The sequence below is a fragment of the Cryobacterium sp. TMT2-42-4 genome (genome assembly GCF_004402645.1).
GTDB lineage: Bacteria > Actinomycetota > Actinomycetes > Actinomycetales > Microbacteriaceae > Cryobacterium > Cryobacterium sandaracinum.
On sequence record NZ_SOFT01000037.1, the window covers coordinates 22,492 to 37,874 of the forward strand.

Annotated in this window: 12 protein-coding genes; 11 read left to right on the forward strand and 1 reads right to left on the reverse strand. The window is 58.8% G+C overall.

Annotation, left to right across the window (positions count from 1 at the left end; translation table 11 throughout):
• The first annotated feature begins 68 nt into the window (after positions 1 to 68).
• The 11 genes from E3O18_RS12895 (at position 69) to E3O18_RS12950 (ending at position 13,230) form a co-directional block, all read left to right on the forward strand.
• Entirely contained in the window at positions 69 to 1,511 is a 1,443-nt protein-coding gene (locus tag E3O18_RS12895; protein WP_134418249.1) for a polysaccharide biosynthesis tyrosine autokinase, read from the forward strand.
• On the forward strand, positions 1,511 to 2,116 hold the full coding sequence (locus E3O18_RS12900; protein ID WP_134418250.1) for a low molecular weight phosphatase family protein: 606 nt from the start codon (positions 1,511 to 1,513) through the stop codon (positions 2,114 to 2,116). The genes E3O18_RS12895 and E3O18_RS12900 overlap by 1 nt, the downstream gene beginning before the upstream one ends.
• Before the next feature lie 8 nt (positions 2,117 to 2,124).
• Complete coding sequence (locus E3O18_RS12905) at positions 2,125 to 3,114, forward strand: hypothetical protein (RefSeq protein WP_134418252.1); 990 nt, start codon at positions 2,125 to 2,127, stop codon at positions 3,112 to 3,114.
• Positions 3,115 to 3,208: 94 nt separating this feature from the next.
• On the forward strand, positions 3,209 to 4,771 hold the full coding sequence (locus tag E3O18_RS12910) for a sugar transferase (RefSeq protein WP_241978189.1): 1,563 nt from the start codon (positions 3,209 to 3,211) through the stop codon (positions 4,769 to 4,771).
• Positions 4,772 to 5,018: 247 nt separating this feature from the next.
• Positions 5,019 to 5,627, forward strand: a complete 609-nt coding sequence (locus tag E3O18_RS12915) for a WecB/TagA/CpsF family glycosyltransferase (RefSeq protein WP_166784926.1) — start codon at positions 5,019 to 5,021, stop codon at positions 5,625 to 5,627.
• Between the two features lie 24 nt (positions 5,628 to 5,651).
• The gene (locus E3O18_RS12920) at positions 5,652 to 6,812 is read left to right on the forward strand and encodes a glycosyltransferase family 4 protein (RefSeq protein ID WP_134418254.1); all 1,161 of its coding nucleotides are present in this window, start codon (positions 5,652 to 5,654) and stop codon (positions 6,810 to 6,812) included.
• A 4-nt stretch (positions 6,813 to 6,816) separates the two neighbouring features.
• Positions 6,817 to 7,935 carry a glycosyltransferase family 4 protein gene (locus E3O18_RS12925; protein ID WP_166784927.1) on the forward strand — a complete coding sequence of 373 codons (1,119 nt, stop codon included), beginning with the start codon at positions 6,817 to 6,819 and terminating at the stop codon, positions 7,933 to 7,935.
• Positions 7,932 to 8,765: a glycosyltransferase gene (locus tag E3O18_RS12930; protein WP_134418256.1), complete on the forward strand. Its 834-nt coding sequence runs from the start codon at positions 7,932 to 7,934 to the stop codon at positions 8,763 to 8,765. Before E3O18_RS12925 ends, E3O18_RS12930 begins: the two co-directional genes overlap by 4 nt.
• A gap of 472 nt (positions 8,766 to 9,237) precedes the next feature.
• A complete protein-coding gene (locus E3O18_RS16615; protein WP_233191214.1) occupies positions 9,238 to 9,438 on the forward strand; it encodes a DapH/DapD/GlmU-related protein in 201 nt (66 codons plus the stop codon).
• A 1,261-nt stretch (positions 9,439 to 10,699) separates the two neighbouring features.
• Positions 10,700 to 11,758: a hypothetical protein gene (locus E3O18_RS12945; protein WP_134418260.1), complete on the forward strand. Its 1,059-nt coding sequence runs from the start codon at positions 10,700 to 10,702 to the stop codon at positions 11,756 to 11,758.
• Complete coding sequence (locus E3O18_RS12950; protein WP_134418261.1) at positions 11,755 to 13,230, forward strand: oligosaccharide flippase family protein; 1,476 nt, start codon at positions 11,755 to 11,757, stop codon at positions 13,228 to 13,230. The genes E3O18_RS12945 and E3O18_RS12950 overlap by 4 nt, the downstream gene beginning before the upstream one ends.
• A 124-nt stretch (positions 13,231 to 13,354) precedes the next feature.
• Here the strand turns inward: E3O18_RS12950 and E3O18_RS12955 are convergent, their stop codons facing one another.
• Positions 13,355 to 14,677: a hypothetical protein gene (locus E3O18_RS12955; protein ID WP_134418262.1), complete on the reverse strand. Its 1,323-nt coding sequence runs from the start codon at positions 14,675 to 14,677 to the stop codon at positions 13,355 to 13,357.
• Positions 14,678 to 15,383 lie beyond the last annotated feature (706 nt).

Consider the following 15,383-nt stretch of genomic DNA (forward strand, 5'->3'; position numbering starts at 1 on the left):
AAAGATGGTCAAGGGGATAAAGCAATTCGAGCGGTTCCTCTCTGCCGAGTACTACCGGAGGAACGCGCGTGGAACTCAAGGATTACCTCAGGATTCTCCACAAAAGTTGGATCCTGATTCTGGCCCTGACCCTGGTCGGGATTGCGGCCGCGGCCGCCGCGGCAATCGCCACGACGCCGAGCTACGTTGCCAGCACCCAGCTCTACGTCTCCGTTAAGTCGTCCGGTGACGCGGGAGGCGGTGAGCTCGTCGCCGGAACCAGCTTCGCTCGCCAGGCCGTGACGTCCTATGTCGACGTCGTGGACAGCGCCATCGTGCTAGACACGGTCATCGCCGATCTGCAGCTTGATCTCACCGCTGCCCAGCTCGCAGGAATGGTCGAATCGTCCTCGCCGGTGGACACGGTGCTGATCGATGTGACGGTCACCAACAGTGACCCGGTGCTCGCCGCCAAGATTGCCAATGCAGTCGGCCAGAACTTCAGTAAAATCGTCGTCGATCAGTTGGAGAAGCCCGACGGGGAGGCTGTCAGTCCCGTGAAAATCGAAACCATCCAGCCTGCCCTCGTTCCGGCAGCGCCGGCCAGCCCGAACGTGCCTCAGAATATCGTGCTCGGCTTGCTGGTCGGGCTGGCGCTCGGCATTGGCGCTGCCGTGCTGCGCAGCGTACTTGATACCCGCATCCACAGCCTGCACGACATCGATCTCGTCACCGACGCCCCCATTCTCGGCGGCATCACCAATGACCCCGATGCGCGGCTTCGCCCTCTGGTGGTGCACTCCGACCCCAAGAACCCAAGGGCCGAGTCGTTCCGCAGTCTGCGCACCAACCTTCAGTTCGTGAACATCGAGGGTGGCCCGCGCAGCTTCGTCGTCACCAGTTCCATCCCCGGTGAGGGCAAGAGCACCACCACCGCCAACCTCGCCATTGCCCTCGCCGAGACGGGAGCCCGTGTGGCCCTGATCGATGGCGATCTGCGCCTTCCGCGCGTCGCCGAGTACATGGGTATCGAGGGTGGAGTCGGCCTCACCGACGTTTTGATCGGGCGGGCCGAGCTTGCCGACGTGCTGCAAAAATGGGGCAAGAACAAACTGTTCGTGCTACCCAGCGGCCGCGTTCCCCCGAACCCGAGCGAGCTGCTCGGTTCCGCTGCCATGGCCCGCATGCTCGCCGTGCTCACCGACGAATTCGATGTCGTGCTGATCGACGCCCCGCCCCTGCTCCTGGTCACTGATGCGGCCGTGCTGAGCAAGCTCTGCGGTGGCGCCATTATGGTGGTGGCCTCCGGCCGCACCAAGCGCAATGAACTGTCCAGTGCGCTGCAGGCGCTTGAACGCGCCGGCAGCCGGCTCGTGGGCATGGTCGTCACGATGCTCCCCACCAAGGGGCCCGACTCCTACGGCTATGGCCAGTACAGCTACGGAACTGCCTATGAGGAAGAGAAAATGGTTGAGGCCGAGTCTGCACCTACTGGCCGCGGCTTCGGCAAACCTAGACGGAGGGCCGCCTAGTGGCAGGCTTCACGATCCTCACGGTGTGTTCTGGCAATATCTGCCGTTCACCTCTCGCCGAGCAGCTGTTGCGAGTCGGTTTGGCCTCCTGGCCCGAGGTTACGCTGGGCAGCGCCGGAACGATTGGCCTGACCGGTCAGGCCATGCCCGACGAAGCTGCAGACCTTTCGCGACACTTCGGCGGCGAACCCTCCGGGCACGTCGCACGAGTGCTCACGGAAGAACACCTGAGTGAGGCGAACCTGGTGTTTGCCATGTCACGGGAACACCGCCGCGCCATAGCGGAACTCTTTCCCAAAGCCATTCGCTACACCTTCACCGTTCGTGAATTCGCGCGGCTCGTCAGCGGAGTCACGGACGAAGACCTCGACGAAGCTGCATCGCTGTCTCTGGATAACGTCGTTGGTCGTTTCTCCACGCTGGTGGGGTTCGCGGCCTCACAGCGCGGGGCAGTGAACCCGCCCGAGTCGCCCGACGACGACGACGTTGTTGACCCCTATCGGCGCAGCGATGAGGTCTACGCAGAATCCGCTCGTCAGCTTGTGCCAGCCGTGAACGAAGTCGTGTCGCTGTTCTACCGATCCGCAAGAGTATTGCAGTCCTAGGGGGCACCATGGCTGCAAACAAACCCAGCGGTCGCAAGAACCGCAACATTCTTGCGCGCCGTCGCTGGCTCGTCGGGGGCCTGGCCGTCTTCCTTCTGTTCGACATCGGCCTCGTGTTCTTTGCTCTCACCGCCACCAAGCCGGCTTCCAGTGCCGGAACAGTAGCCGAGGCGCCGCCGAGTGAGCCCGCGGTGGTCGAGCCTGTCGAGACCACTGAACCAACGGTGGTCGAGCCTGTCGAGACCGAGACCGAGGCAACGGCAACAGTCACCCCCACACGCCTCCTAGCAGCCCTAGATGCGTCAACCGCTTGGCGGGCCTCCACAGGCGCGTGCTCCGTTGCTTCCGCAGAACCTGAACTAACCACCGATTCCGGTGCCACCTGGGAAAGCTTCAACGCCTCAATCGACACAGACGCCTCATCCATCCTGGCCATCAATGTCATCGATGACACTGAGACCTCGCTGGTCACCCTCGACCTTGCCGATTGCGCACCGCAGCTCGTCTCCACGTTCGTGGCAGGCAACCAGTGGAGGGCCTATCCCGAGCGAGTTGCCGTCGAGTGGTACGTCGACCCGGCGTCTCCTGCCACTGTGCACAGCCCAAGTGGCGATGCTGCGGCCCCGTGCGAAGCTGTCACCACGATCGCGGCAACGGACGACTCCAGCGCGGCGGTTCTCTGCACCGACGCGTCGGTCTTCACGACGCAAGATGCCGGCTCAACGTGGTCGGCGCCAACATCAGTTCCTGGCGCTGCAGCACTCGCCGCGACGGCGGGTGGCTTTGAAATCGCGGTAGCCAACCCGGCTGGTTGCATCGGAGTGTCGCTGGTGGCGGTATCGGCGGACGGTGTGCTTGATGCGACCGATCGAGCCTGCTTGGCCGCGACGATCAACCCCGGTGAGACGGCCGTCTCTGTTGCCGAAGACGGAACGCTTTGGATCTGGGCGGGCGACGCGTTCGCCCGCTCGACAGATGGCGGTGCGTCATGGACCTAGTTCGTTCAGACGCATGGCTGCAGAGATGCCTCCAAGTCCGACTCCGACAGGCTCGCATGATTTTGTTATTCGGGCCGGTCTTGGAGCTGGTGACGTGACTGTAACCGGCCACGGCGACACCACGAAGCGATCATCAGATGGGGGGACGGCTCGGCAGCAATCTACCGAGCCGGGGGGAATGAACGAAGAAAAAATAGCAGCCTCCCCGTTGATCCAGCGCCCTGTCCGTGACTGGCGCAACATTTATGCCGTCAGATTGGCGATCACTGACCTTTTTGTCCTCGTTTGCGTCGTCTTTGGCGTACAAATATTCCGGTTTGGGCTCGACACGGCCGATGTCTCCTTTCGAGGCAGCGCGAGCGAACTAGTCATCGACTACAGCTTGGTCTCCGTCAGCATCATCGTGGGCTGGATGATGCTCCTCCATATCTACGGCACGCGCGAGTCTCGCGTTCTCGGAACCGGCCCTGACGAGTACAAACTGGTGGCCAGCGCGTCTGTGCGTCTGTTCGGCATTCTTGCAATTGCCGCCTACTTACTGCATATAGACGTTGCTCGTGGCTACATTTTAATCGCGTTCCCCCTCGGCATTGCCGTGCTCGTCTTCTCTCGGTGGCTGTGGCGCCAGTGGTTGTGTGCGCAGCGTCTCGATGGCAGATTCGTGTCCCGCGTGGTTTTGCTGGGCTCGCGGGCATCTGTGCAGCATTTGGCAAAGGAACTGGGCCGACAGCCAACGTCCGGTTACCTGGTCGTGGGTGCATGCATTCAGGGCGCTAATCCAGGGACCATCCCAGGCACTGAGATTCCCGTTTTCGCAGACGTCGACAACCTGCAGATAGCCATGACCGATGTTTTGGCGGACACGGTCATCATCACGAACAACAGTGAGTTGGCTCCAGACCGCATTCGCCAAATCAGCTGGAGTCTGGAACCGGGACGGCAGCATCTGGTTGTATCGCCGAGCCTGACAGACATCGGTGGCCCGCGAATTCACACACGCCCAGTTGTTGGGCTTCCCTTAATTCACGTCGAGACGCCGCGGTACGACGGCCGCAAGCTCTTCACCAAGCGAGCCCTCGACATATTCGCTTCAGCGCTCCTGATCGTCGCCCTATCCCCGGTATTACTTATCGTCACCGTCGTTATCCGGCTTAGCACCCCTGGGTCCGTGCTCTTCCGCCAGGAGCGTGTCGGTGTAAACGGCAGTCCTTTCATTATGCTGAAATTTAGATCAATGGTGACTGGCGCTGAACAGCTATTGGATTCGCTGCAACACGTAAAGCGAACAGAGGGCAACTCCGTCATGTTTAAGATGAAGAACGACCCCAGGGTCACTTCCATCGGCAAAATTCTGCGTCGCTTCAGTCTTGACGAACTCCCGCAACTCTTCAACGTGTTTGCCGGCAGCATGTCGCTGGTCGGGCCTCGCCCACCCTTGGAAACTGAAGTAGACGGCTACGAGTCTCATGTGCACCGGCGTTTCCTTGTCAAGCCCGGCATTACTGGCCTGTGGCAGGTGAGTGGACGCTCCAACCTGTCTTGGGAAGACACAGTGCGCCTCGATCTCTACTACGTCGAGAATTGGTCGATAACCGGCGACGTTGTCATCCTGTGGCGCACAGTCAAGGCTGTGTTGGCAAGGGACGGGGCCTTCTAATGCTCCACGTGGCGACAATACGATTCACGGAAAACGAAGTACTCACGCATGAGGGAAAGACATGAACACGAACACGAATCGCCGGGCGGAGGCCCTCCCTGTGGGATTGATCAGGGCTGTGCGTCACAGAGTCGGGTCTGTCGACTTCGTGTCTGCAAGCCCAGAAACTGCAGTTGAGCAGGTTATAGCATTGGCGCTGCTAGGCCAAGGGCACCATGTTCACCTTGCGAATGCATACACGGTCGCATTGGCCGACAAGTCTGCTGAATATCGAGTTCTGTTGGCTGAACCTGCGATCAATTACCCTGACGGAAAGCCAATTGGGTGGGTCTCGGCACTGCGAAGGCAGTCTCCGAGGCTCGAACAGGTACGTGGACCCCAGCTGTTCCTTGACGTTTTTCAAGAGGGCATTATGGTGAACATTCGGCACTATCTGCTCGGTTCCACACCTGGGGTCTTGGCGCTTCTCAAAGAGAACTTGACCAGTCGATTCCCTGGGGTGGCAATCGTTGGAGTCGAAAGCCCGCCGTTTCGCAGCATGAGCAAACGCGAAATCGATGAACAGGATGAGCGGATTCGCGTCAGCGGGGCGCAGATCGTTTGGGTCGGGTTGGGAACACCGAAGCAAGACATCGAGGTTGTCCGGCTCTCGTCCGTGCTGCCGGTCACCGCAGTCGCGATCGGAGCTGCCTTCGACTTTGCCGCAGGCACGCAAAAGGAGGCGCCGCCCTGGATGAGATCCTCGGGGCTCGAGTGGGCTTACCGCCTTGGCAGCGAGCCACGCCGGCTCTGGAAACGGTACGTTTTTGGAAATGCTCGTTTTTTGAAGGCGGCGCTCATTGCGCCGAGGCGCTAGGGGCCAACGGGAACGGGGCGGGACTTGAAAGTTGCAGTTATTCACAGCTATTACTCCAGTAGGCAATCTAGTGGAGAAAATGTCGTCGTTGACGCTCAAATCCGTGCCCTGCGCCGACACGGTATTGACGTGCGCGTCATTGCTGCGAGGACAGATGAACTTGAAACCCTGCCTGGTTACAAGGTGCGCTCCGCGATCAATGTCGCGACAGGTCGAGGAGCGTCTCCACTCGACGAACTCGAGCGATTTGCACCCGACATCGTGCACGTACATAACCTTTTTCCTAATTGGGGCCACGAGTGGCTAGGCAAATGGGGCGGCCCCATCGTCGCCACAGTGCATAACTTCCGCCCGGTGTGCGCTGCGGGCACTCTGTTTCGGGACGGGGCGCACTGCACCCGCTGTCCGGATGGGAATTCGCTCGAGTCAGTACGGCACAGCTGTTACCGAGGTTCCCTGATCGCCACTCTTCCGCTTACGATTCGCAACCGCCACGGTCTCGCGGGAGATCGGCTGCTAGAGCGCGCCGACAAGGTGATTCTCCTGTCTGGTCGCTCCCGAAAGCTCTACACAGGCTTCGGTTTGTCAGACGAAAAAGTCGTTGTCATTCCCAATTTCGTTGAAGACATTGGCTTCGCTCCCGAAGCGGATCCAGGGCAATCCTGGGTTTATGTCGGTCGGCTCTCTGAAGAAAAAGGTATCAGCAACCTCCTAAAGAATTGGCCCGCGGGCGAGAGCCTGCTCGTTTTCGGTAGTGGCCCTTTGCAGGCGGAAGTCGTAGCTGCAGAGGCAGAATCTTCTAATATCGTGTACGGGGGCCAGCTCAACCAGGAAGACCTTCCCGAAGTGCTCGCGGGGGCGAAGGGATTCGTTTTCCCGAGCGAATGTGCTGAAGGGGGAATTCCTTTGTCCTACGTAGAAGCACTTGCAGCCGGTCGTTCTATTGTCGCGCTTGCAGGTAGTAGCGCCGCGGACGATTTGAAGCAATCAGGTTCTGGCGCCGTGTTTGCGACGTGGGATGGCCTTCAGCGTGCTCTGAGCGAAGCAGTGGAGAACCCGGTTTTGAGCGGCAAACTCGCTCGATCTCATTATGAAAAGAATTTCATGCGTGACGTGTTTCTCGCTCGCACAGAGACGCTCTACAGCGAAATGATGAGTGAGAACGTCTTGAACAGACATGCGTAGGGTAATGATTCTCCAGGAGTACATTCCGGAGTACAGAGTTGCATTCTGGGAGGAATTGCACAGTCGGGCCGCTACGGAAGAGATTGACATAGTGGTCGCATGCGGTCGCCCTAACGGCGCCCAATCGATGCGAGGAGATTCAGCAACTGTCAGTTTTGTCGTCCCTCTTCTCCATAGAGAGTGGATCCTACTGGGCCGCCGAGTTGTCGTCCGGAAGATTTCGGCCGCCGCCAAGCATGCTGACCTAATCATTCTGGAGCAGGCGCGTAGGAATCTGGATGCGTATCAACTGCTGGGCGCTCGGCGGCCGAGAGGCCGCGTCGTTGCTCTGTGGGGACATGGCCGGGATTACACGAGGCGCACACGGGGGGCCGATCGCGTCGTTACGCGCTGGCTCACCTCCCGGGCCGACTGGTTCTTCGCCTACACGCAAGGGGGAGTTGAAGCAGTTGTGAAGGATGGCTATCCCCGCGAGCGGACTACGGTCGTACAAAATTCGATCGATACCTCTGCGCTCCGAGCCGGGATCTCTTCAGTCCAAGAGGTCGAGGTTGAGTCTTTTCGAGAACGGTATGACCTTAGGGATAAAACCGCATTGTTTGTGGGTGCGCTCGACGAGTCGAAGCGCCTTCAATTCCTTCTTGAGGCGGCCGAGAAGTCGTCTGAGTTGGACTGCAATTTTCGCTTGGTCATCGCTGGAGACGGCCCCCTTCGGTCGACAGTGGAAAGTTGGGCGTCCCGATACGACTGGCTTACCTACTTGGGGCCCGTCGACGGGACTCGGAAGGCAGTCGCTCTGGCCTCGGCGCAGGTTCTTGCCATGCCCGGGCGAGTAGGGCTCGTCGCCGTGGACAGCTTCGCAGCGGGACTGCCAATAATCACCACGGACTGGGGTTGGCACGCCCCTGAGTTTGAGTACCTTGTCAATGGGCGGAACTCCATCGTGGCCGGTGACACGGTAATTCTTTACTCCAGAGCCCTTGTCGAGACAATCAATGACAGCAAGCTTCTTTCCCGGCTTCGGGAAGCGTGCAATCAGGACAGCACCAAATACACGGTTGAGATTATGGCTGAGAATTTTCTTGATGGCATTCGCCAGGTTCTAATGGGGGACCGCTTGTGAGATTTCACGTCATCATTGCCTGCCATAATCGCAGGGCGCTGACCATTCGATCTGTGATCAAAGCCCAGGAGACCGCGGACGCAGCGGGGGTCGAAGTCGACTTCACAGTATTCGACGATGGCTCCCGCGATGGAACATCGAATGCACTATCCACCCTGCGACACACTGTTCTCATTTTGAAGGGCGACGGGAGTGCGTTCTGGGCCAAGAGTATGGCGCTGGCCGAGCAGCAGGTACTTACCAGCACAGAAGGTGGTGACGACGAATATATCGTTTGGCTCAACGACGATGTGGACATCGATCTCAACGCCTTCGAAGACCTACTCCCGACGCTCAAGGAACATCGTGGTGCGGTGGTTGTCGGAGCGATGAGGGACCCGGACACGAACAGAATAACGTACTCCGGTATGCGGAGAAATGGCCTGCACCCGCTCAACCTCGCCCTCATCATGCCAACGGCGCAATCTCAGCTGGTAGACACTTTCAACGGCAATTTGGTGGCCGTTCCAGTAGAGGCTGCCCGCGTGGTCGGCGGCATTGACGGCGAATTCTCGCACGCGTTCGCGGACATTGATTATGGGTTTCGGTGCCAGCGACTGGGCATTGACGTGGTGTTAGCGCCGGGCACCTATGGGATGTGTCCCCGAAATGCCCCGCCGCTTCGCGGATCAATTCGTGGAGATTGGCGTGCTTTCACCGGTGCCAAAGGAGGCGGTAATTATCATTCTCTCCGCCGAATACTGCGGAAAAGCAACGCATGGACGTGGTGGTCCGTGATCATGATCTCGTACGGCCTATGGCTCACGCGACGAGTTCTACGGGCGGGCTAGATCAGCGTCATGTCGGAGCCCGACAGCGAACAGCAACCTGAAAGTAGATTTCCATTTGATTCGCAATTCACTCAGGCCCACAGTGAGATTTATCCGTGGGGTAATGATGTCCTTTCGAGTGCAAAGCCTTCGCTTTCGAGGAGTTCAGGCGCCCCAGAGCGTTCAGCTCCACGGCCGGGTGCGCGTTTTTGCCTGTCCTGGGAGTCGAGTTTCCCTCGGCGAGAACGTCATTCTAAATGCCTCAGCGCGCCGGAACACGTTGGAGGCGCGCGGTCCCATTCTGATTCGGACGACCAACGGCAGGGCTCAGCTGTTGATAGGGAACGACACAGGAATGACGAGCATGACGATTAGCGCGTCCCAGGAAATAGTTATTGGGGACCGAGTCCTCATCGGGGCGGGCGTGATTATCACAGACTCTGACCATCACGTTGTTCGCCCACCAATCGGCGTCTCGCGGCGATTCCTGCCCATGCCTGCGCCGGTGATCGGCGATCGGGTGGTTATCGAAGATGACGTATTCCTCGGCGCTAGGTCTATCGTCCTCAAGGGTGTGAGAATTGGCACGGGATCCGTCATCGGCGCCGGATCGGTTGTGTCCCGGTCCATACCTCCGGGATCCATTGCAGCCGGAAATCCTTGCCGTGTGATTGGGAAGATCGCAAGTGAGTAGGCACATCGCGTTGTGCGGGCCGGCAACGCTTGAAATGCTGCAGCCTTTTCTTCCGGACCCGGTCAAGTCGTCTGGATACCCTTTTCCGCTAATTCCTGCGCTCGCTGTCGAGTACATGAGACTAGGTCACACTGTTTCTATTGTTACTACCGCGGGCGACACTGACGGAATTCTTACCTATTCCGGGCCCAATCTGAATCTCTATATCATCCCTTCTCGGGCCAGGGCCAGAGACCGCGCACTGGATTTCTTTCGTCAAGAACGGCAGGGCATTCAAAGAGTTCTGCGGGACATTAATCCGGATGTCATCCACGCGCACTGGACCTACGAGTTCGCACTCGCAGCATTGGAATCGAGGGTCGCTCCAGTTCTTGTCACAGCTCATGATGCGCCATTGACAATCCTTCGGCACATGCGAGACCCCTATCGGGCCGTGAGGACTCTCATGGCCTATAGAGTACGTTTCTCGTCGAAAAAGTTGTCAGCGGTCTCGCCCTATCTAGTGTCTCGCTGGCGAAGTGAGATGTTATATCGACGAACCATGAGAGTAATCCCAAATCCAGTTCCGCAACTTGAGCTGCCCCGGGTCAGCAGGGCTGATTATCCAGTCGTTCTCGATATTGCAGATTCATCCCCACGAAAGAACGTTCGGGGTCTCCTCCTTGCATGTTCAGAAGTGAGAAAAACCTGGCCTGACCTGGAGCTGAGATTGATCGGATCAGGGCTTGAAGAAGGTGGGCCCATGAACGATTGGGCAAGGGCAAAGGGCCTTGATAGCGGAGTGCGGTTCCTCGGCCGTTTGAGCCGTTCGGAAGTTTCACGCCACCTCGCGGAGGCGACCCTGTTTTGTCATTCTTCCCTTGAAGAATCGCAAGGGATATGCCTCCTCGAGGCCATGGCTGCGGGAATCCCAATCGTGGCAGGGGCTGAGTCAGGTGCGGTCCCTTGGACACTGTTTGATGGCTTAGCTGGGCGTCTCATCGATGTAAGAAGCCCCGCGGCGATCTCGCGAGGGATTCGGAACGTCCTTGCGGATGCCGGAGCAGCCGCAATCACTGTAAAGGTCGCGGCGGAGATGATGCAGTCTCGATACTCGCCTGAGAGCGTGGCCCAGCAATACATAGAAGAATATGAGGCACTGATCAACGATCAACCGGGGAACCCTTCTCGTCGCATGGGCAGGAAACAATCACGGATTCAGACTTTGGGCGCCTAGCCACTCCCAGATCGAAATTCCAGGCGCTTCTCTCAAAGCAACGAAATGGTTCAAAAAATGTTGTGGTCTCTTCCCAAACTAATTAGCCCCCGCGGCGCGGGTCTCGGGAATGAAGTTTTTCCCTGGGCAAAGGCTTACCTCGGGGCAAGGGCTTTGCGTCTGAAGCTGGTGGCGCCGCCGTGGCGAGTCAACCCCAGACGATACGATCAGGAGCTCGAAACAGGTGCGTTGGACTCGATAAAGTATTTCGCGCTTCGAGGGCTGCCGGCTGTAGATATCAACGCCGAGATGATCGAATCGGCGCAACGGTTCGACTACTTCGAGGCGGTCACTGCGCTGGCGCCAACGATTCTCGCCCAAAAGAGAATCTCGGTGCTGCATTCCTCTGGAATGCACGGTGGATATCTTGGAATCCGTCGTTCCCGCGCATTTCTCAGACGGGAGATCTTCGGGGCTGCAGGCGCAATGACTGCCGTCGAGGAAATGGACGGGTCGAGCGACGTGGGTGTGCGTATTGGTGTTCACATCCGCGGGGGTGACTTCTCTTCGACGAAGCTTGTTAGGCCCGCGGTATTCAACGAGCAGCTGCCGCTGGACTGGTACGTGGATGTAGTTCAGAGTCTCGCGAAATCGCTCAGTGTTCCTTCCTTTGTCTACCTGGCAACGGATACTCCGTCACCGGTGATAAACGCAGCCCTGACGGTGGCTGGATGCCCACCACGGGGGCTCGCTCTGGATTCCGTTGGTGATCTCGCAGTGCTTGCCCGTTGTGACGTCATCATTTCCAGTGTTAGTAGCTTCTCGATGCTTGCGATCTTCTTGAGCGACGCGTCGTACGTGTGGCACGAAGATCAACTTGGCGAAGCCGATGGCTGGCTGAGTATTTGGGGTCACGAGGCATTGAACTCTGGGGGCGGCCGTACCGCTCAAGCAATGAAGCAGCAATCCGATGGGGAGGTTCGTGTCCGTCGCGGTGTGGCTCAGGGCAAGGTGCCGAAGTGGCGACAAGGGTTTCTGAACCAGCTTGAATACCGTGCCAGAGCTCGACGAAGCTTTGACGACCTCATCTTCTTCGGCGTGACCGAAGGGGATAGGCGTTCATGACAACTTTCCGCGCCGCGTCTCACGGGGTTGGATGGATGCTTGGCGCTCAACTCGTCGTCAGCGGCGGTCAATTCCTCTATTCAGGGGTTACCGCGCGTCTCTTCACTCCGACGGAGTTCGGGGGATTTGCAGCTGCGCTGAGCCTTCAAGGCCTTCTCATCCTCCTGACGACTACCGGGCTGCCGTCGATTGTTCTCAAGGAGAGGACGCTCAGCCGAACTGACCTTGTTTCGGTCCGCGTGTATGCCGCCGTAGGCGGTCTGTTGGCTGCGACTCTGTTCTTCTTTCTGAGCCCGTTGTGGCTGGCCCTCCTCAACGCCCCAAGTGGGCAGCAGTACATTGGCCTTTTGACCATCGCGCTGGCGTTGGGACCGATGGCTGCGATTGAATCTGCACTCCTACGCAAGGAGGAAAGGCCCATCGCTGATTCGATCACAATTATTATGGCCTTCGTGGTGCCAGCCGCCGTAGCCGTGATCGTTGCGCTCACCGTCCGCGAGGCCTGGGCCATAGCACTGACCACTGCGCTCGGCCCTCTGGTGCTCTTCTCTGCGGCGACAACAGCGCGGAAGGTCGGTCACCAAGGCCCCGGGCCCCAACGCCATCGAGAATTGCTTGGGTTCGCCTCCAAGCTGAGCACGCAGAACGTTGTGTTCCTGGTCGTCGGACAAGCGCCGGGATGGCTGGTCAGCGCCGTGCTCGGAGCAGGTAGCTTGGGTCAGTACTCAAGAGCTAACACTCTTGCTGGCATGCCAAGTACGGCACTCTCAACAGCCTTGAACCGGGCGATACAACCACATTGGTGGAAACTCGAAGAGGTCGAAACGACTAAGCGCGCCATTCGCGATACTGCGATCTTGGCGGGGAGCGTTTCGTTCCCGATCTTCGCCGTATTGGCGGCCGTTGGGCCAGACCTATCTGTGCTTTGGCTCGGCCCGGGGTGGGAGAGCGCCAGCCTATTGGTGCCCTGGCTTGCGATCAGCTTTGGTCTTCAGGTGCCATTCACTATCCTCGCTAACAGCTTGGAGATGCGGGGGTTATTCCGTCCAGTCCGATTCGCGCAGTTGGGGTTGGTCGCAGGACTTGGAATTGGATTTCTTGCTTTCTTCGCGACACGGGATGTCCGCGTGGCTGCTATGGCGACTGTCCTCTCCCAGCTGGTGGGCTTGATAGTTCTCGTCGGCACCATGGCCAAGTCAAGCTTCTTGGCCTCAAGAACGTTGTATTCGGCTTTGGGGCTGCCGTTTGCCTGGGCACTAGTCGTGGGATGTTTTGCAGTGCTTGGAAGTAAAAGCGCTGAAGCTCTCGGTTGGACCATTCTGAATAGTCCCGAAACGGCGTCCGTGCTGTCGGGTGGCTTTCTTGGAGCGTGCGCATGGGCTCTAACGTTCCGTTGGCAGCCGGCTAGCCGCACGCTTACCGAGCGAGGGGTGTCCTTGCCCAGCATGATGAGAAAATCGATGAGGAGTTGACATGGAAGAACAGTTCTCCCGCTTCATGCGTGCTGCTGACGCCGACCCAACATCGGGCACGAAGGGAGGGGAGCAAGACGCCACCGCCGTCCGGTAGTACCTCCGGCTGGCACCTCGTAACCTGTCAGAACGCCCTACTGGACCGGGTGTTCCCTGCCAATTGCCTTTTCGGCAGCATGGGAATCTGCGGTTCTCTCCCAGATGATTCATTTGTCGCTGCCGCGATACACCATGCGAGCAACGCTGCAACTGTCCAGGATAGTGAGTATGCCGAAATATATGTGGCAATCGCCAAGAAAGCAGCCGTCACAGCTACTGCCTCAGCACCGCGCGCGAGACGCGCAAAGGTAGACGTCATAACAATGGTGAAAATACCGAGACCGACTAGGCCGAGTCGCAAGTACACGGTCACGTACCAGTTGTGCGGCGCGTAAGAGATGATTTGGCCAGCCTCGATACGGTCGTATCCAAACCCAAACGGTTCGCCGAGGAGGATTGTCCAAATCCCTCGAGCGAATGAGGACTCGACCAACTGGGTCCACGACGAGAGGCGACCGTCCAGAGTTCCAGTGTTCTCAACTGACGCGAAAAGCGAGCTCACGACCCCAGTCAATGCACCCGACAGGATAGCGATAGCACCAAGTAACAATGCGCAAAATGCACCAGCCAATGCACGCGCACGAGCTACGCCGCGGAGTCGGAATGAGGTAAGCGCGATGCCAAGGAAGACTGCCACCCAAACCGACCTGTGCTGGCAGGCAATGGACATCGCAAGAAACAGGATGCCTACCCAACGGTCCCGTCCGGGCCTGCTGCTTCCCCATGCCCTGAACATGAGAAGGCCTATCAATCCCAGCAGCATCGCCTGATCAGACGCTAAGGGGCGGCCGGTGTTTGACACTCCACTAAGTACGGATACGACGAAGGTGTCAGGCTGGCCAACCCCATAGATGGCAATGTGAATGGCTGCCACGGCAGTGAGAGTTGCGCCAGTGATCGTTATCCACTGTTTGAAGGCCCGCTGGCCTGCATCGGTCATCCAATCCTGATTCAATGCCCAGGCCGTGAATCCGATGGGGAAGAGGAACGCGCGAAAATCGTTCATTACCATGCCGGTGTCGAATCGAAACAGGCCAGCGATGAGCGCTCCGACGAGGCCCAATGTCAGGGCAACAAGAATCAGCCTGTAGGGCTTCGTGATAGCCAATAGTCTTCCCGGATTCAGGGCGGTTGCTACGAGAGCCGAGACCACGACCATGTCTTCGGCAGTGATCGACACGTCACCCACTGACGCGATGCGGTGGAGGCCTGGTAGGTCCCATGCGATTGCCGACAGAATTGTGACAGCATAAAGTGGCATCGTCGGCCACCGGCGGAACGCCGCTACCAAAAGCAGGAGACCAACGACTCCGCCAATGAGCGTGAAAAGCAAGACGGCTACGGCCACTGAATCCCCCTAGGGCAGGTTTTATCCTCTCACATCGAGTGAGTCCTGCCGCTCCCTGGCGAATGCTTGCGTTCGTCCCAACTCCCAGGCGGCGGTGTGACTACTGGCACAGAGGCCCGTGTTAATGCCGACCGAAAACAGGACCGGCGTCGTCGCCGCACCTGCGCTTGACCGCGGTTCAACCGCTGATCGGTTGCGGGTGCCGATGCGCCCTTCGGCGCCCAACCGGTACTGGTCGTTAACTACTGTGGCGCTGACGGCGCTCACTGAAATTCCCCAGTTCTGCTCACTGAAATTCCCCACTCCGGGTCGCTTCCGCACATAGAAGTGGGCCTTCCTCGATGCTGATGGTCTTCGACCACACACCAGCTTCAAGAAAGGCCCTACTCCTATGCTTTCAGAGGAGGACGACGTGGACATCCACGCGCTCAAACGGCAAGGGATGACGATCAGTGAGATCGCCCGCCGCACAGACCACGACCGTAAGACCATCCGCGCCTATCTCGCCGGCCAGCGCACTCCCGGAGTGCGTCAACGCGCCGCCCTGGACCCGTTCGACGCGTTCATCGACTACGTCACCGCGAGGCTGACGGAGGACCCGCATCTCTGGGCGGCGACGCTGCTGGACGAGCTCGTCCCCCCTGGGCTTCTCGGGGTCGTATCAAACCCTGACCCGCCAGATCCGAGACCGTGGCTTGCGGCCGGC